Raw genomic sequence first — 26,734 nt, 5'->3', positions numbered from 1 at the left:
GCCCGGTGAAGATGACGAGATCGTTTGTCATCTTCACCGGGCCCGGGTGTTTTGTTTTACGCCCCACGCTTAAAAAGCTGTTGCGAGATTAGTTAAACCAATGACCTCCCCCCGAAAAACCGTAGCGGCGAGAAGTAGAGATTTCTGGCAAATTTGAAGCCCTGACGGGCGGGAGGTTTGCATGAAGAAATCCAGGTACACGGAAGAACAGATCGCGTTCGCGCTGAAGCAGGCCGAACTGGGTACCCCGGTGGCAGAAGTGTGTCGGAAGATGGGTATTTCCGAAGCCACGTTCTACAACTGGAAGAAGAAGTACGGCGGCCTCGGCGTTTCGGAGTTGCGGCGCCTAAAGCAACTCGAAGAGGAGAACGCCCGACTCAAGCGCATGGTGGCCGACCTAAGCCTCGACAAGCAAATGCTTCAGGAGGTGGTGCAAAAAAAGCTGTGAAGCCAGCCCGTAAGCGCGAGCTGGCTGATTTTTTGATTCAAGCGTATCGGGTGAGCATCCGGCGTGCGACAGCACTATTGCAGCTACGCCAGGCCACGTACTTCTATGTGCCGAGCCCACGTGATGACCGTGCCGAGCGCCGGCGCATCCGGGAGATTGCCGAAACTCGGATACGTTACGGCGTAGAGCGCATTCACGTTCTGCTGCGCCGCGAAGGCTGGTTGATCAATCACAAGAAAACCTACCGAATCTACTGTGAAGAGGGGCTGAACCTGAGGCGTAAGCGGCCTCGCCGTCGTGTCGCTGCCGCACACCGTATGGAGCGCCCCGAAATCTCTACGGTGAATGCGTGCTGGAGCATGGATTTCGTGGCCGATCAGTTGTTCAACGGGCAGAAAATCCGGGCCTTAACTGTGGTCGATAACTTTAGCCGGGAGAGCTTGGCGATTACCGTCGATTACGCCTTGAAGGCTGCCGATGTGGTGGCAACGATGGGACATCTAAAAGCGCTGCGAGGTGCCCCGAAACGGATACAGGTCGATAACGGGAGCGAATTTATTTCTCATGCGCTGGATCACTGGGCGTATGAAAATGGCGTAACGTTGGACTTCTCCCGTCCTGGCAAACCCACGGACAATCCGTTCATCGAGTCATTTAACGGCAGTTTTCGGGATGAATGCCTGAACGTGCATTGGTTTCTGTCACTGGACGATGCCCGAGAAAAGATCGAAGGCTGGCGACAGGATTACAACGACTTCAGACCGCATAGTTCGCTAGGCGATTTGACTCCGGGTGAGTTCCGACTTGCCCACCTTGAAGCCGGAACTCTCTAGGCCAAAGTGCTCGGTTATCCGGGGGGAGGTCACGGGCGTTCTATTCGTGACAAAGACCGGAACCATCACTGGGGGAAAGCAAATTGGTGTGCCATTAGGAAACGCAACTGGGTTGAATCAATCGATTGATCCGTTATTCGATCCGTCTGTAAATCCTTGGTGGGGAATTGAAAATGCCGCCAATCAATACAAAGGTGCAAAAAAATGAAGATGGAGATTGGTGTAATAGCGATAGCCATTATCGTTTTGCTGGTTACTTTTTTTGTCTTTGGGCGAAATGTGAAGAATACGTTTGAGGCAGAATTTTTTTACTGGTTAAAATCAACCTTGGTGATGGCACCGCTTTTATTTGGATGGATTGTTTATAACGAGCCTGCCATTCTTAACTTAACCGGAATATTGATTAGCGTTGGACTTGCAGCTGCTTTCACTTTGGGACGCTCATACCTTATTGCGATGTTATAAAAAGATTGGACCGGTTTAACCGGCAACTTCATGAAGACAGGAAGGCGAAAGAGCAGACGCTGGCAAGAAAGCTGGCGGAAGGGAGCGGAGGTAAATACAGCGCGCAGGACATCGAAAACCAGATGGCGCGGATGAACCTGACGGTGGATGGTCAGACTGAAGCGGGAGGTGTTCGGGTGGCGACGGAAGTGCAGCCGCAGGATGGAACCGAGTGGCAGTCTTATGGGGTGAACAAGGCTGGTCAGCCGGTCTGGGCGCAGAATCTGGGGCCGGGCGATCCGGATTTGCAGGGGTATATCGCTAAAGGCGCACAGGGTAGCGGGCTGTCGTACCAGGCGACGACGACAGGTTCTAACCCGGGGCTGGTGAGGGCACCGGACTTTGTGAACTTCCAGATTGATTACTTTGTGGGGAGCGCGTGGGGGACGTTCACGCGTGATGGGAATGCGTTCTTTGGTGGAGGTCTGAACCTTAACGTTCCCAATGCTGTTAATGCGAGCATAGGAATATCGGCTGGCTGGCTTAATAGCTCAGGGGTAAGGCCGGGGCAGGTTAATAATTTTGCTGGTGAATATGCCGGTGGAATGAGTGGTGCATATGATTTTGTTGGTGGCGGGTTAATGTATTCACCGGGTAATGGTTCAGCAACCGTATTGGGTGTTGGTGCTGGCCTGAACTTGGGGAATACCAGAAACATTGGAGCCGTTAGCGGTGGTTTCTCCGTAGATCAGGGTAAAACCGGTATTAAATGGTGATGACATGTCTAGCTTCCATTTCTCTTCGTCCACGAAAACTCGACTCAGCCGCATTGTGGCCATCATCATCTTCACAGCCATCATGAGTTTTATCGTGTATGTGGTTATAAAGAACGTTTTTTTTAGTTAAAGCGAGCAACCCAGCGGAGGCTGGGTTTCTCGTTTATGGACTATTCATTTGCGTTTAGAGCGTCTCTCAAGCATGGCGGTGATTTCAGGTTCGGTGATGTAGCAGCCCGCGATGCGGTAGTTGTAATCGGACCTGGTGGTGATGGCAGGCCATGACCTTGCGGTTCACGGTGCGAGCATCGCTGCAGGCGGCAATGCGCAGATCACAGCGGGCCACGACATCACGGTGGATACCGTGCAGTCGGACACATCACAGTCGGTGACAAAGAATGCCGACCATCACTGGGAAGCCTCCAGCACGATGCACCAGACCAGCGCCCTCACTTCAGGCGGCAACCTCGCATTACAGAGCGGCAACGGCACGACACTCAGCGGCGCGACGCTCAACGCAGGTGGCGATATCGCGGTAGCCGCAGGCGGCAACCTGACAGCGGCCAGCGTCCTCAACACCACGACCTATAGCAACATCGCCACCGACGACAAAACCCGTCAGCAAACCGACCGCCGCTACGACGAACAGACCATCGGGACGAACATCCGCGCAGGCGGCAACGCAACACTCGCGGCCCTGGGCACCGCCCCCGGCAAAGGCAACATCACGCTCACCGGTTCTTCACTGGCAGCCGGCAGCGGCGCAGCAACCCTCGCCGCCACGGGCGACGTCCACATCAGCGAAAGCCGCGAGGAACACGATGCGTACTCCGCGAGCGAATCAAAGCGCGGCAGTTTCGTGCACGGCTCGACCACCCAAACGATGCAGGACACGCAGGCGAACCTCGGCGTGGGCAGGTCACAGCCAGTTCGATCTAACCTGGCCACCAGACGTTAACGCTGCGCTACGGCCGGCGCTTGCGGCAACACGGGCAGCGCCGTAGTGGCCACAAACTCAGCCTCTGCCACAGACTGCGCCTCCCAACCGCCGCCCAGCGCACGAATCAGGTTGACTGTCGCCACCGCCTGAGTGCCCGTCAGATGGCTCGTCTGAAGCTGCGACAGCAGCACCTGACGCTCGCTGTCGATCACATCCAGATAGCTCACCTGCCCCTCCTGGTATTGCGTGCGAGACAGGTGCGCAGCACGCTGCGATGCGCTGAGCGCGAAGTTTTGCTCACGCATCTGCTGCTCCAGCAAGCGCAGATCGGCCAGGTTGTCTTCGACTTCGCGGAATGCCACCAGCACTTGCTGACGGTACTGCGCCACGTCTTCGTCGTATTTCGCCCGCGCCTGGTCGAGTCCGGCCTGGCGCCGGCCACCATCAAAGATCGGCAAGGTCAGCGCGCTGCCAACCAGCGGCCCAAGCAGAAAAGCGCGGCTCGACCACATGAACAAGTCACCGAGCGTCGCCGATTCAAAACCAAATGCGCCAGTGATTTCGAGCTTCGGAAAGAACGCTGCCTTGGCAAGGCCAATGCGTGCATTGGCAGCGGCCATCGCGCGCTCCGCTGCGGCGATATCCGGGCGGCGTTCCAGCAGCGCCGAGGGCAATCCTGCTGGCACGCGCACGGTAACGGGCTGCAGTGGTGTGGGTGGAAACGAAAAATCAGCGGGTGCCCGGCCCAGCAAAATCGCCAGACGATGTTCCGCGATTGCACGCTGGCGTTCGACGCCAATCGCATCAGCGCGTGCGGTGGCCAGTTCATTGCGCGCGCGCGATACATCAAGCTCGCTGATGTCGCCTTCGTTGAAGCGCCGTTCCACCAGTTTCAGCGTGCTTTCACGCAAGCTCACCGTGCGCTGGTAGAGCGCCTGATCGGTGTCGAGTTCGCGTAACTGGAAGTAGTTCTGCGCCACGTCGGCCTGCAACGCTAACTGAACCGAGCGGAACAGCGCTTCACTTTGTTGCGCATCTGCCCGCGCAGCGTTGACGTTGGCTCCGACACGGCCAAACAGGTCAACCTCCCAGGACGCGCCTGCCTGGGCACGCCACAGTGTCGACGCGGGCAGACTGGCGTTGGCGGGCAGATTCTGCGATGCGGTGGAAAGCTGCTGACGGGTCGGGCCAAAGCCCGCATCGAGCGAAGGCAGCCAGCCAGCCCGGGCAGCGTTTTGTAATGCCCGCGCCTGCTGCACGCGAGCCGCCGCCGCTTTCAGATCCTGGTTAGCGGCCGCTGCCTGCTGCTCAAGCTCATTTAACGCAGCATCCTCGAACACACTCCACCAAGGCCCGCGATGCGCGCCGTCGGCAGGCTGCGCGGGCTTCCATGCGGCGGGATTCTGGCCCATGGTTGCGTTGGTTGCGTTGGTTGCGTTGGTTGCGTTGGTTGCGTTGGTTGCGTTGGTTGCGTTAGCCGCATTAGCTGCATTAGCTGCATTAGCTGCATTAGCTGCGTTAGCCGCATTAGCTGCGTTAGCTGCGTTAGCTGCGTTAGCTGCGTTAGCTGCGTTAGCCACATTAGCTGCATTAGCTGCATTAGCCGCATTAGCTGCATTAGCTGCGTTAGCCACATTAGCTGCGTTAGCCACATTAGCCGCACCCCCCCCACCCAAAGTCCGCAAAGGCGCTTCTTTAAATGCCAGCGGCAGCGGCGCATCAGGCCGGTGATAAACCGGCTCAACCGAGCATGCTGCTAGCAACAGCAGCAGCAAACCACTCGCTGCCGCGCGAGGCACACCACGCCATGATTCAAAACGTTTCATGTTTCTTCTCCGTCAAGCGTCAGCCGCTGGCAGCACACGATGATGTGGCGCATCTTTTTGCGCGACATGAATCGTGCCGCCTGCCAGGGTGCGCAGCACAACATAAAACACCGGCGTCAGCATCAGCCCGAACAGCGTCACACCAAGCATGCCGAAGAACACCGCAATCCCCATCGCATGCCGCATCTCCGAGCCCGCGCCGCTCGACAGCACCAGCGGCACCACACCCATGATGAAAGCAATCGAGGTCATCAAGATCGGCCGCAAACGCATCCGGCTGGCCTCAATCGCTGCCGATAGTGGTGTATGTCCATCGTGTTCCAGCTCACGGGCGAACTCCACAATCAGGATCGCGTTCTTCGAGGCCAGCCCCACCAGCACCATCAAACCGATCTGGGTAAAGATGTTGTTGTCGCCCTGCGTCAGCCAGACGCCCGTCAGCGCAGACAGCACACTCATCGGCACGATCAGGATCACCGCCAGCGGCAGCGTCAGGCTTTCATACAGCGCAGCCAGCACCAGAAACACCAGCAGCACACTCACCGGAAACACCCAGATCCCCGCATTGCCCGCCAGGATCTGCTGGTACGTCAAATCGGTCCATTCGAACTTCACGCCGCGTGGCAAGGTTTGCGCGGCAATGCGCTCGACCGCTGCCTGGGCTTCGCCCGAAGAAAACCCTGGGGCTGGGCCGCCGTTGATATCCGCTGCGGTGTAGCCGTTGTAACGCACCACCATTTCCGGCCCATACGTCGGGCTCACCGCTACCAGCGCCGAGAGCGGCACCATTTCGCCAGCGGCATTGCGCGTCTTCAGTTGAAGGATGTCGTCAGCACGCTGCCGGAACGGCGCATCCGCTTGCACCCGAACCTGGTACACCCGGCCAAAGCGGTTGAAGTCATTCACATAGAGCGAACCCAGATAGATCTGCATCGTGTTGAACACATCCGTCACCGGCACGCCCAGTTGTCTGGCTTTGACGCGGTCCAGTTCGACGTTGAGTTGCGGCACGTTGATCTGGTAGCTGGAAAACATCGGCCCCAGCTCAGGTGCGCTTGCGGCTCGCTTGATAAAGGCTTCGGTCGCCTGGTTCAGCGCCTCATAGCCCAGCGCGCCGTGATCTTCAAGCTGCAGTTTGAAGCCGCCCAGGGTTCCCAGGCCCAGCACCGGTGGCGGCGGAAACACCGCGACAAACGAATCTTTAAGCATGCCGTATTGCTGGTTCAGCGCCGCTGCGATCGCGCCTGCGGAGAGTGTCTTGCTGCCGCGCTCATGGAACGGTTTGAGCGTCACGAACACAATCCCCGCGCTTGAGCTGTTGGTGAAGCCATTCACCGACAGTCCGGGAAACGCCACCGCGCTTTCCACCCCAGGTTGTTTGAGCGCCAGCGCGCTCATGTCACGGATCACTTTTTCCGTGCGGTCGAGTGAAGCGCCATTCGGCAGTTGCGCGAAGGCGATCAAATACTCCTTGTCCTGTGCGGGCACAAAGCCACCAGGCACGATATGCGTGACAAACGCCGTTGCCGCCAGCAACACCGCATACACCGCAAGCATCGCGCCCTTGCGCTGCAGCACGCCAGTCACGCCACGGCCATACGCGTTCGAGCCACGCAGAAAAACCTTGTTAAACCCCCGGAAAAAAGGCCCAAGCACGCGGTTCATCACGCGCGTCAGCGCATCTTCCTTCGCACCATGACCGCGCAGCAGCAAGGCCGACAACGCCGGTGACAGCGTCAGCGAATTAAATGCGGAGATCACCGTTGAGATCGCAATGGTCATGGCGAACTGCTTGTAGAACTGACCGGTCAGGCCGCTCATAAACGCCAGCGGCACGAACACCGCAACCAGCGTCAGCGCAATCGCAATGATCGGCCCGCTCACTTCCTGCATTGCCTTGTAGGTCGCATCCCGCGCGCTCAAGCCGCTTTCAATGTTGCGTTCAACGTTTTCGACCACCACGATCGCGTCATCTACCACGATCCCAATCGCCAGCACCATGCCAAACAGCGATAACGCATTGATCGAAAAACCAAACGCCAGCAGCAGTGAGAACGTGCCAATGATCGACACCGGCACCGCGATCAGCGGAATAATCGACGCGCGCCAGGTCTGCAAGAACACGATCACCACGATCACCACCAGCGCAATCGCTTCCAGCAGCGTGTGAATCACGGCTTCGATGCTGGAGCGCACGAACTGTGTCGGGTCATACACGATGCGGTATTCGACGCCAGCCGGAAAATCCTGGGCGATCTCTTTCATCTGGGAGCGCACCGCGTCGGAGATCGCCAGCGAGTTCGCGCCCGGGGCCTGGTTGATCGCCAGCGCGACCGCAGGCTTGTTGTCGAGCAGCGCGCGCAGACCATATTCGGAGGCCGCCAGCTCAATCCGGGCGATATCGCGCAGGTAAGTCACGCCGCCATCCGGCGATGATTTGACGATCACCTCGCCAAATTCGGCTTCGGTTTTCAGACGGCCGCGCGCATTCACCGAGAGTTGCAGCGGTGTGCCTGGCACCGAAGGCGAAGCGCCAATCACGCCCGCTGCCACCTGAATGTTCTGCTCGCGGATCGCATTCACCACGTCGGTAGCACTCAGGCCGCGCTGTGCCACTTTCTGCGGATCAAGCCAGACCCGCATCGCGTAATCGCCCGCGCCCCACAACTGCACCTGGCCCACGCCCTGGATGCGCGCCAGCCGGTCCTTGACGTTCAGCAGCGCGTAGTTGCGCAGATAGGTCATGTCGTAGCGGTCATTCGGCGAGATCAGGTGGACCACCATGGTTAGCGTCGGTGAACTTTTGATGGTGGTCACGCCAAGGCGCTGCACATCTTCCGGCAGACGTGGCAGCGCCTGGTTCACGCGGTTTTGCACCAGTTGTGCCGCCAGATCGGGATTCGTGCCGAGACGAAACGTCACCGTCAGCGTCAGATTGCCGTCGCTATTGGCCTGGGACTGCATGTACAGCATGTTTTCGACGCCGTTGATCTGCTCTTCCAGCGGCGCGGCCACGGCTTCAGCAATCACCTTCGGATTCGCGCCTGGATACTGCGCATGCACGATCACGGAGGGCGGCACGACTTCGGGATATTCCGAAACCGGCAACTGGAAAAGCGCGATCACGCCTGCCAGCAAAATCACGACCGATAGCACGCCCGCGAAGATCGGCCGGTCGATAAAGAACCTGGATATGTTCATGGGAAGCTCTTGAAGTTGACGCGTGATGGGCGCTGATGCGCTACCTGAAAACGTCGTGCGGAATGGCTCACGAGTGGTTTTTCACTGGAGCCTGGGGTTTGGTCTGCGCTTGTGTCTGCGCTTGTGTCTGCGCTTGTGTCTGGGTTTTAGCTGACGTCTTTTCTGCCGCAACAGAACTCGTTGCAGCCACCACCGCAGTACCAGTGCCTGCCATCGGCACCGTATGGGCCTGCACCGCATCACCCGGACGCACACGCTGAATCCCGTTCACGACGATACGATCCCCGCCCGACAAGCCGTGCCGCACCACCCGCAAATCGCCTTGCATGTCGCCCAGCGTCACTTCACGGTAAGCAACACGCCCATCACGCCCCACCACCAGCACGAATTTCTTGTCCTGATCTGTGCCCACCGCTGCGTCATCAATCAGCAGCGCGGGGTACGGCGCACTGCCGCCCACCTTGATGCGGGCATACAAGCCGGGCAACAGCACGCCATCGTCATTGGCAAAACGGGCCCGCACCCGGATGGTTCCCGACGAGCTATCCAGCCGGTTATCCACCGATTCGACCCACCCCGTACGCGAATAACCGCTCTCATTGGCCAGCCCCAGTTGCACTGGCACCTGGCCGCCATCTCTCGCATGGCTGATGTATTGCAGATAGGTTTGTTCATCGGCATCGAACGAGGCGTAAATCGGTGACACCGACACCAGCGTGGTCAACACCGCCGCGTTAGGCCCGGCCGACACCACGTTGCCCACCGTGATCTCCGCGCGGGACACCCGGCCCGGCACCGGCGCGACCACCTTCGTGTAGCCGAGGTTGATTCGCGCCACTTCCAGCGCGGCTTGTGCCGCCTTGAGATTGGCGCTCGCTTCACGCGCGGCGTTATGTTTTTCTTCGTAATCGCGCTTGGCAATAGCGTTATCCGCGAGCAAACGCTGAGCTCGCTCCCAGTCGCTCTGGGTGTAACCGGTGCGAGCCTGGGCTGCGGCCAGCTGCGCGGCGGCGCGATCCACGTCGGCAGCGTAGGGGCGCGGATCAATCACAAACAGCGTGTCGCCCTTCTTCACCAGCGCGCCATCCTTGAAATTCACCGATACCAGCGTGCCGGATACCTGCGGCCGCACCTCAACTTTCTCGATGGCTTCAAGACGTCCTGAATAAGCTTGCCAATCGGTGATGGTGCGCTCAATCACGGTGGCAACGTTGACCTCCGGCACGATGGTCGGTGCCGCATTAGCGTCTGCGCGGGCATCGACGCGAATCGCACCTAACGTGCCAAGGCTAGCAATCACGACAACGGCCAGAACAGCGACGATCAGCCTGGGGCGGGACAGTGGAAAAAATGACATGACAAGCTCCAGATCAGTGAAATAACGAGGATTCAGCATTCAGCGCAGGGGCACGGGCATCCACGCAGGGGCCTCAAGACGAGCATCAAAGCGGCCCCGAAGAAAACGCACCGTCTCTTGCAGCGCGGCCGGATGCGCTGCAAGCGCGGCATGCGATACCCCGGGGTAACGCACCACCTGGATCAGCACCCCCGCTTCAATCAAACGGCTGGCGTAGTGCTCGGCTTCGCGGTGCAGCACATCGTTTTGCGCGGTCAGGATCAAGGTGGCGGGCAAGCCCGCCAGGCGCATGGATTCGAGCGGTGCGGCATACGGATGCATGCGCTGCGAGGCATCCGGCAAGTACGCGCGGTAGCAGGCAGCGCACTCGCGCGCGGTGATATCGGAGCGCAGTTTCTCGGCGTCGCCCAGGCGCGTCAGGCTCGGATCGAGCATCGGCCCAAACAGCGCCTGGGCGGCAAAACGCACATCACCGCGATCACGGGCGATAAAAGCCAGGCTATTCGCCAGTTGCCCGCCTGCGTCGTAACCGGCCAGCGCGAAATGCTTCGGATTGCCACCCAATGCGCGCGCATGACGCTGCACCCAGAGCGCCGCCCGATGCGCATCTTCCGGCGCAGCCGGAAACGGAAACTGCGGTGCCAGCGAATACCCCACCGACACCACCAGCGCAGGCAAATGCCGAGCCAGATAGCGGGCGCTGCCATCGGCTTCATCAAGCGAGCCGCGCATAAACCCACCACCGTGGAAATACAGCAGCACCGGCAAGCCCTGCGCCTCAGCGGGGCGATACAGCCGCAATGTCACCGCCTGCGCGTGGCCTTCAATCACCATGTCGCTGACCACCAGCGGCACCGCTGCACCACGCGCCGCGCGCTCAGCAGCGGCAGCAGCAGACGCGGTGGGAAAAACCAGAGGGGCTTGCATAAAGAACCGCACTAGGGCGTTAAACGCTTGAATGAGGCGAATTGTGAGCGCTACCTATTTCGAGATAAATGCCTATAATCCGGCAACACAATTCGGCGCTTCTGAACAATCGGCTGACGTATTTGCTTAAGCTTTTTCTGGCTAAAGCGGCGAAGCCCAGAAGCGCTGGCTCTTTCGGAGTACCGCGATGGACCGTCTACAGGCCATGCAAGTCTTCACCCGGGTGGTCGATACCAACAGCTTCACGCGGGCAGCGGAAACCCTCGACCTGCCCCGCGCGTCGGTCACAACCATCATTCAGAATCTCGAAGCGTTTCTCGGCACCCGCCTGATGCATCGCACGACGCGCCGCCTGTCGCTGACGCCCGACGGGGCGGCGTATTACGAGCGTTGCGTGCGCATCCTCGCCGACGTCGAAGAAACCGAGAGCAGCTTTCAAAGCGGCAACAAGAAGCCGCACGGCAAGCTACGCATCGACATGCCGGGCTCAATCGGCCGTTTGCTGGTGATTCCCCAGTTATGTGAATTCCACCTCCGTTACCCGGATATCGACTTGCAACTGGGCCTGACTGACCGTCCGGTCGATCTGCTGCAAGAAGGGGTGGATTGCGTGGTGCGGGTGGGTGAACTGCAGGATTCGTCGCTAGTGGCACGCCGGATCGGACTGTTTCAAGGCGTCTCGTGCGCCTCGCCTGATTATTTGCGGCGCTATGGCATTCCACGCACGCTGGCTGATCTGGCGCAGCACAAGGCGGTGAATTATTTTTCCAGCCGCACCAGCCGCGTGATGGACTGGACCTTTCTGGTGGAGGGCAAGGAAGTCTCGGTGAAGATCAAGGGCATCGTCGCCGTCAACGACGCCGATGCTTATGTGACCTGCGGCATGGAGGGTTTTGGACTGATCCAGCCCGCGCGTTACATGGTGCTGCCGCAGCTGCAGTCGGGTGAGCTGGTGGAGGTACTGCCAGATATCAAGCCGCTGCCGATGCCGATCTCGGTGGTGTATCCGCATAGCCGGCACTTGTCGCCGAAAGTGCGGGTGTTTGTGGACTGGATCGCTGAGCGCTTTGACCGGTGCGAGCTATTAAGCGGACGCGCCAGCCTCGGCAACGCGTGCACCAAGCGCACCTTTGCCGAACTGGAAGAAGCCGGTTCGCCGCTGGCCACGCCTGTGCTGCCGGAGTGGGTGGCTTGAAGCCTGGCAGCGCAAGCGCTCTGCGGGATGGCCACCTGAATGGCGTGATTTTGCTGGAGACGCTGAAAGCGCAAGCGATCATCGGGATGCCGTATCGAGATGAAACCCCGGGATAAGACGCAATGAAAGCCGCCCTCACCCGGTGCTTGAAAAACTAGCAGCAGCTGAATTGGGCCTGTCAGCCCAGCGCCATTAGGCTTTCTTGAGCGCCTGAGACGAGATTTGTATCTCGCTATCGGTTTTGTTCCGCTCAGCCCGTAAATCTTGCGTCGAAAACCCCTCCGGACCATGCGTTGAACGGTTTATTTGAAATACTCTGGCGCAGCCATTCGATGATGTTTTATTACCCCGGAGGGCTTCAAACAGCCTTAAATTTCCAGCCATTGTTTAAATAAATTAATTAAAAGAAAAATCAAAAATTATTCAATAGAAAAAGCAGTTTTTAAAACATCGAACTTTAACCAGCCGGAAATTTCACTCCATGAATTGATCCGGATTTTGCCCGCTTGCCAGGTAACAAAATGTCTCGCCCAGGTTCCATCACGGGCGAGATCCCCCACTTCCCGTTCCGCCACGACCACTTTTTCGAGATAATGCGAGGCACGCGGGGCAGCGGCGAGAGCGTTCTGCTAGCTAGCTCTGGATTTTTCCAGGGACATGGCACAGGTGACAAAAACGACGGCCGCGTCCCGGCCCTCAGCCGAAAACCAGCAGCGCCACACGCACGACGATGCAGCGCACCGTTACTTTCCGCGCAGGCTCAACAAGCTTCAACACTCAGGGCACAACTGAAATGAAACAGGGGATGTCCGCTGCCGACTCGTTAGGTGCGGCGCTAGACCGGGCACGCCGGACCGAGGCGAACCGGCGCGTGGTGGTGGCATTAATCGCAAGTGCCAGTACCCGGTGGTGGGGCGGCAACATTGACGCGTGGCAGCCCGACGAAACACTGCTGTCATCGATCGCCTCGCTGGAGGCCTATCGCAAGCTCGTCAATGAATTCAGAGCTGGCCGGACGCCAATAGCGCACGCCGTGATGGTTTACAAAAACAGAACGTTCGCATCCGTCATGCTCGGCGTAAAAACCGCAGCCGAAGCGGACGAGTTCTTGAAAGAAGCCATGAGCATCGTCCGTGTCCGAAGCACGCATGCCTGGATCAAAGCGTGAGTGAGTGAGCCGGATGGCCTCCAGTAAAACGGGCAAACCCACGCCCTAACGCCGGACCTCCGGCTCAAAAAAGACCCACCGCACCTGCGGAAAACTCAGTTGCAGATCGGCTTCGATCACATTGATCGCGTCAATCAGTGCGCGGCCGCTGGGGTAATCCACCATCTCCGCCTGCACCGCCACCACCACGTGGCGGCCCCACTGCAACGTAATCAGATTGATGATGCCGGTCACCTCCGGGCGGGCCCGCAAATGCGCTTCAATCGCGCGTCGCACCGCTGGGCTGGCGGATTCGCCCAGCAGCATCGACTTCACTTCACGCGCCACCGCCCAGGCAATCACCATCAGCAACACCCCCACGCCAATCGAACCCAGCGCGTCGTACAACGGATTGCCCGTCAGCATCGTCAGCAGCACGGCGGCAAACGCCATCACCAGCCCAGCGAGAGCTGCGACGTCCTCACCCGCGACCACCAGCAATTCGGATTCACGCGTCTCGCGGAACCAGCGCCACAGCGACTGTCCGGGGTTATGGCGGCGAATCTCGCGCAACGCGCCCGCCAGCGAGAGCGCTTCCAGCACCACGGAAACCCCCAGCACCGCTAACGCGACATACGCATGCGACAGCGGCTCCGGCACCAGCAACCGGTGTACCCCCTCGTAAACCGAGAACGCGCCACCCGCAAAAAACAGCAGCAACGCGACGATCAGCGCATAGAAATAAATTTCGCGGCCCGCGCCTAGCGGATGCAATTCGCTCGCAGGCTTACGCGCCGCACGCAGGCCGAACAGCAACAACAACTGGTTGCCGCAATCGGCGCTCGAATGAATCGCTTCAGCAAACATCGAGCCCGAGCCCGTCAACGCAGCGGCAACAAACTTGCACACCGCGATGCCGGAATTCGCGGCCAGCGCGTAAAAAATCGCCTTGGGTGATTCTTCTTTCATTGTCAGAAAAGCCAGAAAACGGAGGATTGGAAACGCCTCGCACGACGCGAGCGATGACGGTCAGGCACGGCATAACCTGCCGCTGCCACACAGCGGCTAGCCCGTGATGTGAGAGGGAAGACGTGAGAGCGTGAAAGCGTGAAAAACCAGTGCCGCAACAGCGTGAAAAGTGTGACAAGCCTGACGCGATGGCGTGATGCGTGATGGCACGGCCACCGTCACACCATCACGCCAGACACGCACCAGGCACGAAAACTCAGGTGACCACCACGCGCGCGGCCCCCGCGCGCATCTCACCGATCACCGAGGCGGCCGCGAAGCCTTCCTCGCGAAATACCGCCAGCACCTCGGGCACGGTTTCGGCGGCACACGCCACCAGCAAGCCGCCAGACGTCTGCGGATCCGTCAGCAAGGTTTGCGCCATCACGGGCAGCGCTTCATCCAGCGTCACCTCCGCGCCATACGCCGCCCAGTTGCGGCCAGATGCGCCGGTGAACACCCCGGCGCGGGCCAAACCTTCGACGCCCGGCAGCCAGGGCAGCGCTGCGTAGTCCAGATGAGCAGTGAGTTGTGCGCCGCGGGCCAGCTCCAGCGTATGGCCCAGCAGGCCAAAACCCGTTACATCGGTCAACGCATGCACTCCCGGCAGCATGGCCAGCGTGATCCCGGGGCGATTGAGCTGGGTTGTGGTGGCGATCATCGCGGCATAGCCGCTGGCGTCGAGCTGGTCTTTTTTCAGCGCTGCTGACAGCACACCGACACCCAGCGCCTTGCCCAGCACCAGCACATCGCCCGCTTGCGCCGTGGCATTGCGCTTGACGTACTGCGGATGCACCAGGCCCAGCGCGGCCAAGCCGTAAATCGGTTCGACGGAATCAATCGAATGCCCGCCTGCGACCGGGATGCCCGCCTCAGCGCACACATCCTCGCCACCGCGCAGCACCGCTGCGATCACGCCGTGCGGCAACACGCTGATGGGCATCCCAACCAGCGCCAGCGCCAGAATCGGCCGGCCGCCCATCGCATACACATCCGAGAGCGCGTTGGTTGCCGCGATACGGCCAAAGTCATACGGATCGTCAACGATCGGCATAAAGAAATCGGTGGTGGCAATCAGCGCCTGTTCGTCGTTCAGGCGATACACCGCGGCGTCATCAGCGGTATCGGGGCCCACGATCAAATGCGGGAAAGCAGGCAGTGGCACATGGCGCTCAAGTAGCTCGGCCAGCACCCCAGGGGCGATCTTGCAACCGCAGCCACCGCCATGTGACAGGCTGGTCAGACGAGGGGCGGGCACGGCAAGCGAGGAAGAAGCATCAGCAGGAGGGGAAACCGGAGCGGCAAGCACAGAAGAAGCAACAGACTCAGTCATAGCGGCATTCCGTCAGGGAGCGGGGGCACCATTATGGCGAATCCGTGTCGATGGCTGGCTTGCGGCGTGCATTTTCAGGCGGCGTCTCGCTATGCACCAACGCTATGCGCAAACACCAACACCAACGCGATTGATGCCCGCCATTCACCGTATCCCTTTCAGCGTCACATCCAGCGCATCGGCCAGCACGCTGAACGCCGGCGCGATCTCTTCATCCGGCACACAGGCATAACCCATCAGCAGGCCCGGCGCGGCGCGTGACGCCTCGGCGTAATAGCCCGACAACGCCCGCACGACGATATTGCGTTCCAGCGCCGCCATGGCCACCGCCCGGTCATCGACGCCAGGCGGCAGTTGCAAGACCAGATGCAAGCCCGCATCGCCCCCCAGCGTCGGCAGCGCGGTGCCGTAGCGCTGCGCCACGGCTTCGAGCAGCGCACCGCGCCGCTGGCCATAGAGCGCTCGCATCTTGCGGATATGCGAGGTGAAATGCCCTTCGGCGATAAATTCCGCCAGCATCGCCTGTTGCAGCAATTGCCCTTCCCGGTACAACTCCGCGCTAGCCGTCGCAAAACGTTCGGCCAGCCCTTCGGGGGCCACCAGGTAACCCATGCGCAAGCCCGGAAACAGCGTCTTGCCAAAGCTGCCGACGTAGATCACCTGCCCCGCCGTATCCAGCCCCTGCAACGACGCTAGCGGACGGCTGCCATAGCGGTACTCGCTGTCGTAGTCGTCCTCGATGATCCAGCACTGTTGTTGGCGCGCGTATTCCAGCAGCATCCTGCGCCGCGCGAGGCTCATCACCATCCCCAGCGGGTACTGGTGCGACGGCGTCACCAGCATCATCCTCGGCGGATGCTGCAAATCATCGGGAGAAGGGTTAATGCCTTCGTCATCGACCGCAATCGGCCGCGTCTCCAGGCCCGAGACATGCAGCACACTGCGCACGCCCCAGTAGCACGGATCTTCGGTCCAGATCAGATCTCCTGGGTCAGTCAGCAAGCGCACGGCCAGATCGACTGACTGATGAATCCCGGTCGTGATGATGATCTGCTCCGGGGCGCAACGGACCGAGCGCGAAGTGCGCAGATAGTCGGCCAGCACATGACGCAGCAGCGCCAGCCCGCCGCCTGGCGCGTAAGTCAGCAGATCGGGGCGCAGCCTGCGCCAGTACTTGTTATGCAGACGGGCCCACACGCGCGCCGGAAACCGCGTCACATCCGGCACGCCTGGCATGAACGCGCCGCCTTGCCGTTTCGACACGCCCGCGCCCGCCACCAGCCGGGTGCCGCGCTGCGACAGCGTCTGTGTTACCGCAGGCGGCAGCGGTGCCAATGGTGTTAGTGGTGCTAGCGGTGCCAGCGCCGCTGGACTAAGCGCGGACAACACCAGTGGCGTGTGCTCCACGCCCGACGCGCCGACGATTTCATCCGGCGCGCTATCAGCCACAAACGTGCCGCGCCCGCTCGCCGAGTGCACATAGCCCTCCAGCACGAGTTGTTCGTACACCTGCGTCACGGTATTGCGCGCGATGCCCAGCTCAGCTGCCAGCAGCCGCGACGAAGGCACTTTGCTGCCCGCAGGCAGCTCGCGCGACAAAATCGCCTGCTGCAGCAAATGGTGCAACTGGCGATACAACGGCTGGCCGCCGCCCCGCTCAAGACGCTGCGCCAGCCAGTCGGAAAGCACGCTGGTCCGCATAAGTGGCTCCTGAATATTTATCGAAATGGCTCTAATTTTGAGAGCCAAACCTGATTATAGTCACGGCACGAGCCGCGTTCCGCGCGCATCCGACAACCCAAGTGTGAAGGAGCCAATCATGAAAAATGCTGATCTGCAAAACCGCAAGAACGCCGCCACGCCGCGCGGCGTGGGCGTGATGTGTGATTTTTACGCAGCGCGGGCAGAGAATTCCGAGCTGTGGGACGTCGAAGGACGCCGTTTTATCGACTTCGCAGCAGGCATCGCCGTGTGCAATACCGGCCACCGCCATCCGAAGATCGTCGCCGCCATCCGTGAGCAGCTCGACCTATTCACCCACACTGCTTACCAGATCGTGCCGTATGCGTCGTATGTCGAACTGGCTGAAGCCATCAACCAGCGCGCCCCCGGCAAATTCCCCAAGAAAACCGCCTTCTTCACCACCGGCGCTGAAGCCGTCGAAAACGCCATCAAGATCGCCCGCGCCGCCACTGGCCGCCCGGGCGTGATCGCATTCAGCGGCGGCTTCCATGGCCGCACGATGATGGGCATGGCCCTCACCGGCAAGGTCGCCCCATACAAAATCGGCTTTGGTCCGTTCCCGTCCGACGTGTTCCATGCTCCGTTCCCGAACCCGCTGCACGGCGTAACCACCGCTGATTCGATCAAGGCCATCGAACTGCTGTTCAAGGCTGACGTCGACCCCAAACGCGTCGCCGCCATCATCTTCGAACCGGTGCAAGGCGAAGGCGGTTTTTATGCCGCGCCAGCTGATTTCGTCCGCGCGCTGCGCCAGCTGTGCGATGAACACGGCATCTTGCTGATTGCCGACGAAGTGCAAACCGGCTTTGCCCGCACCGGCAAGCTCTTTGCGATGGAACACTACGATGTCGTGCCCGACCTGATGACGATGGCCAAGAGCCTCGCGGGCGGCATGCCGCTGTCAGGCGTAGTCGGCCGCGCGGAAATCATGGATTCCGCCGCACCTGGCGGGCTAGGTGGCACCTATGCGGGCAACCCGCTGTCCATCGCGGCGGCACACGCAGTGTTGAGCATCATCGACGAAGAAAAACTGTGCGAGCGCGCCACGACGTTGGGCGACCAGCTGAAAAACAAGTTGATCGCATTGCAAGCCAGCGTGCCGCAAATCAGCGATGTGCGCGGCCCCGGCGCGATGATCGCCGTCGAGTTCTGCAAGGCAGGCACGAATGAGCCGGATACGGCCTTCACCAAGCTGGTACAGACCAAAGCACTGGAACGCGGCCTGCTGTTGCTGGTCTGCGGTGTACATGGCAATGTGGTGCGCTTCCTGTTCCCGCTCACCATCCAGCAAGCGGTTTTCGACGAAGCCATCGGCATCCTCGAAGACGTGCTGAAAGCAAGCGCCAAAGGCTAAGCAGCTCCGGTTGATACGGCGAGTAACATCACGCGGGCGGGCTAGCCGCCCACCCGTCTGCCGCATTAGCCAGCGGTACCGCGTTGCCTGCACCACGCGGCCGCTGGCTTTAATGTTTGCGCTGTTTGCATCGCCGTTTGCCGCTATTGGCCACCGTTGGCGTTTGTATTTGCGTTTGTATTTGCGTTTGTATTTGCTGCATTTGCATGTGCCGCACCGTGATCGCCGTTCCGGCGGCGATGTTCCCTTCACGCTCCTCCTCATTCCTCCCACCATGAACCCGTCAATCGCTCTGCTCGCATTGAAAGATCCCACCCTGCTAAAAAACCAGGCGTATCTGGCCGGTCAATGGCAGGCTGCGGACGACAACACCACACTCGATGTCGTCAATCCCGCTACGGGCGCACCCGTCGGCACCATCCCACGCATGGGTGCGGCCGAAACCCGCCGCGCCATCGAAGCCGCCAACGAAGCCTGGCCCGCGTGGCGCGCGCTCACTGGCAAGCAGCGCGGCGCGATCCTGCGCCAATGGCACGATCTGATGCTGCAGCACGCGGACGATCTCGCACTGATCCTGACCACCGAGCAAGGCAAGCCGCTCGCGGAAGCCAAAGGCGAAATCCAGTACGCCGCCTCATTTCTCGAATGGTTCGCTGAAGAAGCCAAACGCATCAATGGCGACACACTGCCGACCGTCGCCGCCGACCGCCGCCTGATTGTCACCAAAGAGCCGATCGGTGTCTGCGCAGCCATCACGCCGTGGAATTTCCCCGCCGCGATGATTACCCGCAAGGTCGGCCCAGCGCTTGCGGCAGGCTGCCCGATCATCGTCAAACCCGCCGAAGCCACACCGTTCTCCGCACTAGCGCTGGCCGTGCTAGCCGAACGCGCGGGTGTGCCAGCGGGCATTTTCAGCGTGATTACCGGCGAGCCCAAAGCGATTGGCGGCGAGATGACCAGCAACCCGGTCGTGCGCAAGCTGTCGTTCACCGGCTCAACCGCGATTGGCCGCCTGCTGATGGCGCAATGCGCGCCGACCGTGAAAAAAGTCTCGCTGGAACTGGGCGGCAACGCGCCATTCATCGTGTTCGAAGATGCGGATCTGGACGCAGCGGTCGCGGGTGCGATTGCATCGAAGTACCGCAATAGCGGCCAGACATGTGTGTGTACCAACCGCTTTTATATCCACGAGCGGATTTACGACGCGTTCGCCACGAAACTGAGCGCCGCGGTCGGTCAGCTGAAGGTCGGTCTCGGCACCGAAGCCGGTGTCACGCAAGGCCCGCTCATCAACGAAGCTGCGGTACTAAAAGTCGAAGCGCATATCGAAGACGCCCTCGCCAAAGGGGCCCATGTCATGGCGGGCGGCAAGCGTCATGCACTGGGCCATGGCTTCTTTGAGCCGACCGTGCTGACTGGCGTCACCTCCGACATGAAAGTCGCCCGCGATGAAACCTTCGGGCCGCTTGCCCCGCTGTTCCGTTTCTCGTCGGACGAAGAAGTAATCAGGATGGCAAACGACACCGAATCAGGCCTCGCGTCGTATTTCTACAGCCGCGATATTGGCCGCGTGTGGCGCGTGGCTGAAGCGCTGGAATACGGCATGGTGGGGATCAACACCGGCCTGATTTCGAATGAAGTCGCACCGTTTGGCGGGGTCAAGCAATCGGGCCTAGGTCGTGAAGGCTCGCACTACGGCGTCGACGATTACGTCGTCATCAAGTATCTGTGCATGGGCGGGTTGTAGGAGTGGGTTGTAGTAAGTAGTAAAGGCAAGCTGTAGGGCACCCCAGGCTGGCATCGCGCAAGCGCGCATGCCAGCCTTTTTCGTGCCAGATTTTTCACGTATTACCCGTCCCGCGAGCACCATGCCAGCGCCCTATTTGCCTGCGGCGTGACCACGCCAGCCAAACGCGCCATTCTCGTGCCTGGCACGTAAAACCCTGTAATCTCTCGCTTTTCTTTCTGTTCAAAACGCTGATGATGCGAGCGCCGGCCCACCTCAGCAGCCTGTCCATCCAAGCCACCAGAACCACCGGTAAGGCGTCACGTACAGCGCAGCACTCGCGCACCATGCTCATGGCGCGCGTCATCTTCATTGCCCTCATCGCGTGCGGCACCTGGTTCACCCCACGCGCCCACGCGGCAGAAACCGCCTGCAGTGCCACGGCCGGCAAGTCTGGCCGCCCAGCAGTCGGCCTCGTGCTCTCGGGCGGCGGTGCGCGCGGCTACGCTCATATCGGCGTGCTGAAAGTACTCGAAGACAACCGCATTCCTGTCGATTGCATCGCCGCCACCAGCATGGGCGCGGTGGTCGGCGGGCTATACGCCACCGGTATGGATGCGCATGACATGGAGCAGCGTCTGTCTGGCGTCAATCTGGCGGACATCGCGTTCGACGTCACCGAGCGCCCCGCACTGCCGCAAGCGCAACGCGAAGACGAGCGGCTCTATGTCAGCAGTCTTTCTTTCGGTTATGGCGCGAAGGGCTTCAAGCTGCCCGCTGGCCTGGTCCAGGGCAATCGTCTGCAAGCGCTGCTGCAAGACTGGACCAGCAGCGCTGCCAGCAACCGTTCGTTCAACCAGTTGCCGATTCCATTCCGGGCGATTGCCACCGATCTCCAGACCGGGCAAGAGGTCGTACTCGAACAAGGCGCATTACCCCAGGCGATCCGGGCCAGCATGGCCATGCCGGGTTTATTCGCGCCCGCCGAAGTCGATGGCCGTACCCTTGTCGATGGCGGGCTGGTCAGCAATCTACCGGTCGAAACCGCGCGCCAGATGGGTGCCGGCGTGGTGATCGCGGTCGATATTGGCTCGCCGCTGCGCGCGCTAGATGCCCTCGCTTCCCCGGCCGATGTCATGCAGCAGATGATCGGCATCCTGATCCGGCAAAACGTGACGCGTCAGCGCGCATTACTCAACCCGCAGGACACGCTCATCACCCCTGACCTGGGCACGCTGAGCTTCACCAGTTTTTCCCGCGCGAACGAAGCCATTGCCGCTGGCGAGGCCGCCGCCCGTGCCGCGTTACCGCAGCTCCAGCATCTGGCACTGACACCCGGGCAATACGCCCAATATCGCGCCGCACATGCACCACTAGCCGCGAAACCCGTGCGCCTCACCAGCATCGAAATCACCTCGCACGGCTCAGTGCCAGAAGAATATGTACGCAATGCGCTTCATGTGAAACCCGGCGATCTGTACGACGCCCAGGCAATCAATCGGGATCTGCTGACCCTCACCACCGCAGGCAACCTCGAAAGCGTCCGTCAGCAGCTCATCAGCGATGGCGGCACGCACCGCCTGGTGCTCGATGCTCAGGATAAATACTGGGGTCCTAACTTCCTGCTATTCGGCCTGGGCTTGTCGAGCAGTTCAACCGACGAAGGCGGCTTCCGCCTCCATCTGGGCTACCGCCGTCCATGGCTCACCAGCGCAGGGCTGGAAGGCCGGATAGACAGCACGCTCGGCAGCGACTTGCAGAACGTGCATGCCGAATTGCGTCAGCCGCTGTCAGACAAGGTGGGTTACTACATCGCGCCGTACCTGGAGTTTCAACGCCGTTACGCCAATCTCTACGACCCCGGCAGCGGCCAGAAAGTCACGCAGTACTACCTCCAGACCGAACGGGCCGGGCTGGATTTCGGCCTGCCGCTGGCCCGCCTGGGCGACTTCCGGATTGGCGTGGCCTACGCGCACGGCTCGGCCAGCCCGGAGTATCAGTTGCCCTCTGCATTGTTTGGCATCGTCCACAAGTTTCCGAATTACTACGGCCGCCAGTTAAGCCTGCGGGCACGCCTCGTGATTGACCAGTTGGACGATCCGCTCTTTGCCCGCAAAGGCTACTTCGCCGAAGTCCGCGCCGAGCAGTCGCTCTTTGCCCCCAGCGAGCGCTATACCGAGGTGTACGCCAAAGGCATCGTCGCGGCGAGCATCGGGCGTCATAGCGTGAATGCCAGCCTCGAAGCGGGCAACGATTTCGGCGGGCCCAATCCTGTCAATCCGCTGGGCTTCACCCTGGGCGGCTTCCAGCATTTATCGGCTTATGCGGCTGACCAGTTGTCGGGCAACTCGGTGCTGTATGCCCAGGTGACTTACATGAACCAACTGGCGACATTTAACGCGTCGCCCATCCGGGCGTTGTTTGCAGGCGTGAGTCTGGAAGCGGGCAATGTGTGGGAGCGCGCCACAGAGATTGGCAGCTCGCCACTCAAGCGCAGCGCCACGTTGTTCACCGCCGCCACCAGCGCATTTGGGCCGCTGTATGTCGGCATCGCCTTCGCCCCGGGCGGGCGCTACAACTTCTACTTTCAGCTAGGGCATACGTACTAGAACGAGACGGCGCTCCGTGCGCCGCCAAGCTGGGAGGCCACGCCCGCCATGCCGCCTGGCCAGCTCAACTCGAAGCGCGCCCCCGGCAAGCGCAGCGGCGCAGTCACACGAATGCGCCCTCGATGCGCATGCAGCACCTGACGCGTCACCGCCAGCCCGAGGCCATATCCGGCGGTATGACGGTCAAGCCGCACAAACGCGTTAAAAATCCGCTCCCACTCGCTCTCTGGCACCCCAGCGCCATCATCTTCGACAAAGATTTCAACTTGGCCATGCCGCACTTCCAGCCCGACCAGAATGGTCGAGCGCGCGTATTTGCTGGCATTGCGCAACAGGTTGCGCAATGCACAGGACATCAAACGCCGGTCCATCTCCACGCACAAACTGTGATCGACCTCGATGCGCCAGACAATCTCGCGCTCGGAATAAAGCAGCATGGCGTCATCAAGCTGGCTATCGAACCAGGCCGCCAGCAAGGTGGGCTCCAGATTCGCCTGGAGTGAGCTGTATTCAAGCCGGGCGTAGGTCAGGCTCATGTCGATCAGTTCATCCAGTTCGGTCATGTCCTGATCAATGCTGGCCAGGGCACTGCTGTATTCAGCCGCCGAAGCCGGTTCACGCAAAATCTCCAGCGCAAAGCGCACACGCGCCAGCGGTGTGCGCAATTCATGTGAAATGCCGTTGGTCAGTTCACGTTGCGCCTCGATCAGCCGCTCCATGCGCTCGGCCACCCGGTTCAGCGTGCGGGCTAGCGGGTCGCTGATAGCGCTGTTCGACACGCCGGCCCGGGTATGAAAGCGGCCACCGGAAAAATCAATGCTGTGCTCACGCACCATCACCAGATCGAGCCATATCGGACGTATCCAGCGATACGCGGCCACAGCGGGGGCGAGCAGCACCACCGCCAGCAATACCAGCACCGCGCCAGCGAGATGCGTGGCGTGCCATATGTGCCATATCTCGCCCGAGACATGCTCAAGCCACAGCATCATCACCACAGGCAGCGTGGCCACCACCGTCACCAGCCCCAGCAAACGGCAATACGCCTGCACATAAAACCGTAGCCAGCATGGAATGCGATCCGAGCGCGTCTTGGCCCAGGAGCTATTGGCCCAGCCGCGGCGGAAGCTCAGCCAGCGCCATTTGCAATAGCGCAGGAAACGAGGTTTTGGCACGTTTGACACGCTCAGAGTCATGAGAGCAACGCTTTGGCAACACACACCGGCGGGAATGAACGGTGTAAATCAACGCCACCCAGCGTGGCATAGGCCCTTGCCACATAGCCCGGACAAGCATGGTTTGGCCCGCAGGTGCTTCTGCTCATTCCCAGGCGAGCTTGCTGAATTGATAACCCTTGCCGCGCACGGTTTTGATCCGTTGAGGGTTTGCTGCGTCGTCATGCAGCTTGCGCCGCAGCTTTGAAATTCCGCCGTCGATAGTGCGGTCTAGTCCATCGAATTCAACGCCGCGCAACTGGCGCATCAGATCATCCCGGCTCACCACTTCGCCCGCGCTGCGCGCCAAAGCCCAAAGCAGATCGAACTCAGCGGTGGTCAGATCAGGCACGCTGCCATCGGGCAAGGTCACGGTCCGGCTCATACGGCAGATCACGAACTTGCCGAAGGTATAACGTTCGGGCTGGGCACTCAGCCCCTCGCCCACCCAGGCCGGGTCTTGGCGCAACGCAGATTCAGCGGGACGAGCGCTGCCAACCCGGCGCAACAAGGCCTTGACCCGAGCCAGCAAAATCCGTGGCTCGACCGGCTTGTGCACATAATCATCCGCACCGAGTTCAAATCCGAGCACTTCATCAAACGGCTCATCACGCGCCGTCACGATCACGATCACCCCATTGAATTGCTGACGCGCTTCGCGGCAAATCTGAAAGCCATCTTTGCCTGGCAAATTGACATCGAGAATTACCAGATCGGGACGACGACGCACGATAGTTGACACGGCATCTTTGCCATTCAGCACGACATCCACCTCATAGCCGTGTTTGCGCAAATAACCGGCGACCAGTGCTGAAAGCCGCTGGTCATCCTCCACAAGCAAAATCAGAAAAGACATAAACGCAATGCTCGATACCGAAAAAAGTGACGCCTGTTATATGACACACCTCAAATAGCCTGCGATGCATACAGCGCAAAGGTTCGCGCAAGAAAGAGGCTAAACGGCAGGAATGAGCGCGAATTCCAGAAATAATAATGATGTAAGCAATAAATCACTGCATATACAGGTAGTTCGACCGCTTGTTCAGGCGCTAAAAATCAGCGCGAATTCAGCATTCGGTGATATGCCAGCCGCATGAACTGCGGCTGCGCGAGAGAATAGCCGATGTAGCTGCACCAGACACAATTTCAAGACAAAAATCGACAATTAAGCAAAGAAGGGATTAAAGCCCTATAACGCCGCTATTCGCTCAAACCTTATGCGCATAAACTTTATTTTTATTTTTACTAATTTATAAAATTCACTGCTAATGGCGCTCAATCGGATCAGCTGCAGGTTCAATGCTTGCGCCACGAGGCAAGCGCCCCTGCCACGCTGCCGCTAAAATGCCCCAGCTGTTTTCAGGCGCGCTGGTTTATGCCAATGATGTTTGCTGCAAGCGCAACCCCAGTACGTCCTCATCCGCTCCCGTCCTTTTTGCGCGCCCCATGCCCCGTCCATCGCTGATTTTCCGTGTTATCTGCATCGGTATTCTTTTGCATCTTTACGTTGGCTTACGGCTGGTGCCCTATTTGCCGGTCGGGCCGGTGGGCCATGGGCTCGCCGTGGCATGGCTGGCGCTTTCATGCGCCCTGATTCCGGTCGGCATGCTGGCTCGCTCCATTGAGCAATACCGGCTGGGCGAGACCTTCGCGTGGATTGGCTTGCTGGCGATGGGTTTTTTTTCGTCGCTGCTGATCCTGACTGCCGTGCGTGACTTGTTCCTGTTAGGCCTCAAATTGACCGGGATCATCTGGCCTCATGCGCTGGACTGGTCACGCTGGAACGCTACTTCAGCGGCATTCACGCTGATCCTGGCCCTGCTCGTGACGGCGCTGGGCCTGTTCAATGCCCGCCGGCGCGCCCGCGTGGTGAACGTCGAGGTGCCGCTTGAACATCTGCCGCCTGAGCTCGATGGCTTCACCATCGTGCAGATCAGCGATATCCACGTTGGCCCGACGATCAAGCATGGCTACGTCGACGCGATCGTCAATGCCGTGAATCAGCTAGAGCCGGACCTGATTGCGATTACCGGCGATGTGATCGACGGCAGCGTGCCCCGGCTCGCACGCCACACTCAGCCACTGGCGGGTTTGAAAGCGCGTCACGGGGTGTTTCTGGTGACCGGCAACCACGAGTACTACTCTGGTGCCGACGCATGGGTCACCGAATTCCGGCGTCTGGGCTTGACGGTGCTACTTAACCAGCACGTGGTTATCACCCACCGGGGCGCACAAGCTGTCATTGCAGGCGTGACTGATTATTCAGCCGGCCGCTTCGATCCCAGCCAGCGCAGCGATCCGTTCGCAGCGCTCGCCGGGGCACCAGGCCAGATCAGCACCAAAATCCTGCTCGCCCATCAGCCACGCAGCGCCAAGGCAGCCGCCGAAGCGGGCTTTACGCTACAGCTCTCCGGCCACACGCATGGTGGCCAGTTTTTTCCGTGGAATTTTTTCGTGCGGCTGCAACAGCCATTTACGGCGGGGCTCGCTCGCTGGGATGCGCTCTGGGTATATACCAGCCGTGGCACTGGCTATTGGGGGCCACCGAAGCGGCTGGGCGCACCGTCTGAAATCACCCGGATACGGCTGGTGCCTGCCTAGCTAGCTGAGCCATTCTTCCAGCCGGGGGGAATGAAGCTGGGGGGAATAAAAA

20 protein-coding genes are annotated in these 26,734 nt (G+C 60.2%); 11 read left to right on the top strand and 9 right to left on the bottom strand.

Annotation, left to right across the window (positions count from 1 at the left end):
* The first annotated feature begins 181 nt into the window (after window positions 1–181).
* From GH656_RS15260 to GH656_RS15240, 5 genes are all read left to right on the top strand, one after another.
* Window positions 182–1,281, top strand: a protein-coding gene (locus tag GH656_RS15260) for an IS3 family transposase (RefSeq protein ID WP_425495843.1) whose coding sequence is annotated in 2 segments (ribosomal slippage) — window positions 182–443 and window positions 443–1,281 — 1,101 coding nt in all. Because the reading frame shifts where the segments join, the coding sequence is not laid out codon by codon here.
* Between the two features lie 46 nt (window positions 1,282–1,327).
* Entirely contained in the window at window positions 1,328–1,489 is a 162-nt protein-coding gene (locus GH656_RS15255; protein ID WP_153076913.1) for a hypothetical protein, read from the top strand.
* Window positions 1,486–1,746 (top strand): hypothetical protein, encoded by a 261-nt coding sequence (locus tag GH656_RS15250; RefSeq protein WP_153076912.1) that lies wholly within the window; start codon window positions 1,486–1,488, stop codon window positions 1,744–1,746. Before GH656_RS15255 ends, GH656_RS15250 begins: the two co-directional genes overlap by 4 nt.
* A gap of 5 nt (window positions 1,747–1,751) precedes the next feature.
* Window positions 1,752–2,501, top strand: a complete 750-nt coding sequence (locus GH656_RS15245) for a hypothetical protein (RefSeq protein ID WP_153076911.1) — start codon at window positions 1,752–1,754, stop codon at window positions 2,499–2,501.
* A gap of 271 nt (window positions 2,502–2,772) precedes the next feature.
* A complete protein-coding gene (locus GH656_RS15240) occupies window positions 2,773–3,459 on the top strand; it encodes a hemagglutinin repeat-containing protein (RefSeq protein WP_153076910.1) in 687 nt (228 codons plus the stop codon).
* Here GH656_RS15240 and GH656_RS15235 read toward each other — a convergent pair.
* The 4 genes from GH656_RS15235 to GH656_RS15220 form a co-directional block, all read right to left on the bottom strand.
* Window positions 3,456–5,267 carry an efflux transporter outer membrane subunit gene (locus GH656_RS15235; RefSeq protein ID WP_246184330.1) on the bottom strand — a complete coding sequence of 604 codons (1,812 nt, stop codon included), beginning with the start codon at window positions 5,265–5,267 and terminating at the stop codon, window positions 3,456–3,458. The two genes, GH656_RS15240 and GH656_RS15235, sit on opposite strands and share 4 nt — an antisense overlap.
* Before the next feature lie 12 nt (window positions 5,268–5,279).
* Window positions 5,280–8,468, bottom strand: a complete 3,189-nt coding sequence (locus GH656_RS15230; RefSeq protein WP_153076909.1) for an efflux RND transporter permease subunit — start codon at window positions 8,466–8,468, stop codon at window positions 5,280–5,282.
* 67 nt (window positions 8,469–8,535) lie between these two features.
* A complete protein-coding gene (locus GH656_RS15225; protein ID WP_153076908.1) occupies window positions 8,536–9,825 on the bottom strand; it encodes an efflux RND transporter periplasmic adaptor subunit in 1,290 nt (429 codons plus the stop codon).
* A 39-nt stretch (window positions 9,826–9,864) separates the two neighbouring features.
* Window positions 9,865–10,752, bottom strand: a complete 888-nt coding sequence (locus tag GH656_RS15220) for an alpha/beta hydrolase (protein ID WP_153076907.1) — start codon at window positions 10,750–10,752, stop codon at window positions 9,865–9,867.
* A gap of 187 nt (window positions 10,753–10,939) precedes the next feature.
* On the opposite strand from GH656_RS15220, the gene GH656_RS15215 reads away from it, so the two are divergent.
* Window positions 10,940–11,947 carry a LysR family transcriptional regulator gene (locus GH656_RS15215; RefSeq protein ID WP_153076906.1) on the top strand — a complete coding sequence of 336 codons (1,008 nt, stop codon included), beginning with the start codon at window positions 10,940–10,942 and terminating at the stop codon, window positions 11,945–11,947.
* Between the two features lie 730 nt (window positions 11,948–12,677).
* Window positions 12,678–13,115, top strand: a complete 438-nt coding sequence (locus GH656_RS15210; protein ID WP_153076905.1) for a hypothetical protein — start codon at window positions 12,678–12,680, stop codon at window positions 13,113–13,115.
* Window positions 13,116–13,160: 45 nt separating this feature from the next.
* Here GH656_RS15210 and GH656_RS15205 read toward each other — a convergent pair whose 3' ends face one another.
* The 3 genes from GH656_RS15205 to pdxR form a co-directional block, all read right to left on the bottom strand.
* The gene (locus GH656_RS15205) at window positions 13,161–14,063 is read right to left on the bottom strand and encodes a cation diffusion facilitator family transporter (RefSeq protein WP_153076904.1); all 903 of its coding nucleotides are present in this window, start codon (window positions 14,061–14,063) and stop codon (window positions 13,161–13,163) included.
* Window positions 14,064–14,319: 256 nt separating this feature from the next.
* The gene (gene selD, locus GH656_RS15200; protein WP_153076903.1) at window positions 14,320–15,435 is read right to left on the bottom strand and encodes a selenide, water dikinase SelD; all 1,116 of its coding nucleotides are present in this window, start codon (window positions 15,433–15,435) and stop codon (window positions 14,320–14,322) included.
* Window positions 15,436–15,579: 144 nt separating this feature from the next.
* Window positions 15,580–17,136, bottom strand: a complete 1,557-nt coding sequence (gene pdxR, locus GH656_RS15195; RefSeq protein WP_153076902.1) for a MocR-like pyridoxine biosynthesis transcription factor PdxR — start codon at window positions 17,134–17,136, stop codon at window positions 15,580–15,582.
* 118 nt (window positions 17,137–17,254) lie between these two features.
* Here pdxR and GH656_RS15190 point away from each other — a divergent pair, with 118 nt between their 5' ends.
* The 3 genes from GH656_RS15190 (at window position 17,255) to GH656_RS15180 (ending at window position 22,867) form a co-directional block, all read left to right on the top strand.
* Window positions 17,255–18,532 carry a 4-aminobutyrate--2-oxoglutarate transaminase gene (locus GH656_RS15190; protein WP_153076901.1) on the top strand — a complete coding sequence of 426 codons (1,278 nt, stop codon included), beginning with the start codon at window positions 17,255–17,257 and terminating at the stop codon, window positions 18,530–18,532.
* Window positions 18,533–18,806: 274 nt separating this feature from the next.
* Complete coding sequence (locus GH656_RS15185; protein WP_153077348.1) at window positions 18,807–20,279, top strand: NAD-dependent succinate-semialdehyde dehydrogenase; 1,473 nt, start codon at window positions 18,807–18,809, stop codon at window positions 20,277–20,279.
* A gap of 236 nt (window positions 20,280–20,515) precedes the next feature.
* Window positions 20,516–22,867 carry a patatin-like phospholipase family protein gene (locus GH656_RS15180; RefSeq protein ID WP_153077347.1) on the top strand — a complete coding sequence of 784 codons (2,352 nt, stop codon included), beginning with the start codon at window positions 20,516–20,518 and terminating at the stop codon, window positions 22,865–22,867.
* On the opposite strand, the gene GH656_RS15175 is transcribed toward GH656_RS15180, so the two are convergent.
* Both GH656_RS15175 and GH656_RS15170 read right to left on the bottom strand, forming a co-directional pair.
* Window positions 22,864–24,063, bottom strand: coding sequence for an ATP-binding protein (locus GH656_RS15175; protein WP_153076900.1), 1,200 nt, complete (start codon window positions 24,061–24,063; stop codon window positions 22,864–22,866). The two genes, GH656_RS15180 and GH656_RS15175, sit on opposite strands and share 4 nt — an antisense overlap.
* A gap of 124 nt (window positions 24,064–24,187) precedes the next feature.
* Window positions 24,188–24,937, bottom strand: coding sequence for a response regulator (locus tag GH656_RS15170; RefSeq protein ID WP_153076899.1), 750 nt, complete (start codon window positions 24,935–24,937; stop codon window positions 24,188–24,190).
* 590 nt (window positions 24,938–25,527) lie between these two features.
* On the opposite strand from GH656_RS15170, the gene GH656_RS15165 reads away from it, so the two are divergent.
* Window positions 25,528–26,682: a metallophosphoesterase gene (locus GH656_RS15165; RefSeq protein WP_153076898.1), complete on the top strand. Its 1,155-nt coding sequence runs from the start codon at window positions 25,528–25,530 to the stop codon at window positions 26,680–26,682.
* Window positions 26,683–26,734 lie beyond the last annotated feature (52 nt).

Origin of the sequence: Paraburkholderia bonniea (assembly GCF_009455625.1) — a bacterium.
Taxonomy (GTDB): Bacteria; Pseudomonadota; Gammaproteobacteria; order Burkholderiales; family Burkholderiaceae; genus Paraburkholderia; species Paraburkholderia bonniea.
This window is presented reverse-complemented; position numbering and strand designations above follow the sequence as displayed.

Coding starts and splice junctions, on each gene's coding strand:
- GH656_RS15180 (WP_153077347.1), top strand. CDS start 20,516: ATGCGAGCGCCGGCCCACCTCAGCAGCCTGTCCATCCAAGCCACCAGA.
- GH656_RS15235 (WP_246184330.1), bottom strand. CDS start 5,267: ATGAAACGTTTTGAATCATGGCGTGGTGTGCCTCGCGCGGCAGCGAGT.
- GH656_RS15240 (WP_153076910.1), top strand. CDS start 2,773: ATGGCAGGCCATGACCTTGCGGTTCACGGTGCGAGCATCGCTGCAGGC.
- GH656_RS15230 (WP_153076909.1), bottom strand. CDS start 8,468: ATGAACATATCCAGGTTCTTTATCGACCGGCCGATCTTCGCGGGCGTG.
- GH656_RS15205 (WP_153076904.1), bottom strand. CDS start 14,063: ATGAAAGAAGAATCACCCAAGGCGATTTTTTACGCGCTGGCCGCGAAT.
- GH656_RS15165 (WP_153076898.1), top strand. CDS start 25,528: ATGCCCCGTCCATCGCTGATTTTCCGTGTTATCTGCATCGGTATTCTT.
- pdxR (WP_153076902.1), bottom strand. CDS start 17,136: ATGCGGACCAGCGTGCTTTCCGACTGGCTGGCGCAGCGTCTTGAGCGG.
- GH656_RS15250 (WP_153076912.1), top strand. CDS start 1,486: ATGAAGATGGAGATTGGTGTAATAGCGATAGCCATTATCGTTTTGCTG.
- GH656_RS15215 (WP_153076906.1), top strand. CDS start 10,940: ATGGACCGTCTACAGGCCATGCAAGTCTTCACCCGGGTGGTCGATACC.
- GH656_RS15185 (WP_153077348.1), top strand. CDS start 18,807: ATGAACCCGTCAATCGCTCTGCTCGCATTGAAAGATCCCACCCTGCTA.
- GH656_RS15220 (WP_153076907.1), bottom strand. CDS start 10,752: ATGCAAGCCCCTCTGGTTTTTCCCACCGCGTCTGCTGCTGCCGCTGCT.
- GH656_RS15170 (WP_153076899.1), bottom strand. CDS start 24,937: ATGTCTTTTCTGATTTTGCTTGTGGAGGATGACCAGCGGCTTTCAGCA.
- selD (WP_153076903.1), bottom strand. CDS start 15,435: ATGACTGAGTCTGTTGCTTCTTCTGTGCTTGCCGCTCCGGTTTCCCCT.
- GH656_RS15210 (WP_153076905.1), top strand. CDS start 12,678: ATGCAGCGCACCGTTACTTTCCGCGCAGGCTCAACAAGCTTCAACACT.
- GH656_RS15175 (WP_153076900.1), bottom strand. CDS start 24,063: ATGACTCTGAGCGTGTCAAACGTGCCAAAACCTCGTTTCCTGCGCTAT.
- GH656_RS15225 (WP_153076908.1), bottom strand. CDS start 9,825: ATGTCATTTTTTCCACTGTCCCGCCCCAGGCTGATCGTCGCTGTTCTG.
- GH656_RS15190 (WP_153076901.1), top strand. CDS start 17,255: ATGAAAAATGCTGATCTGCAAAACCGCAAGAACGCCGCCACGCCGCGC.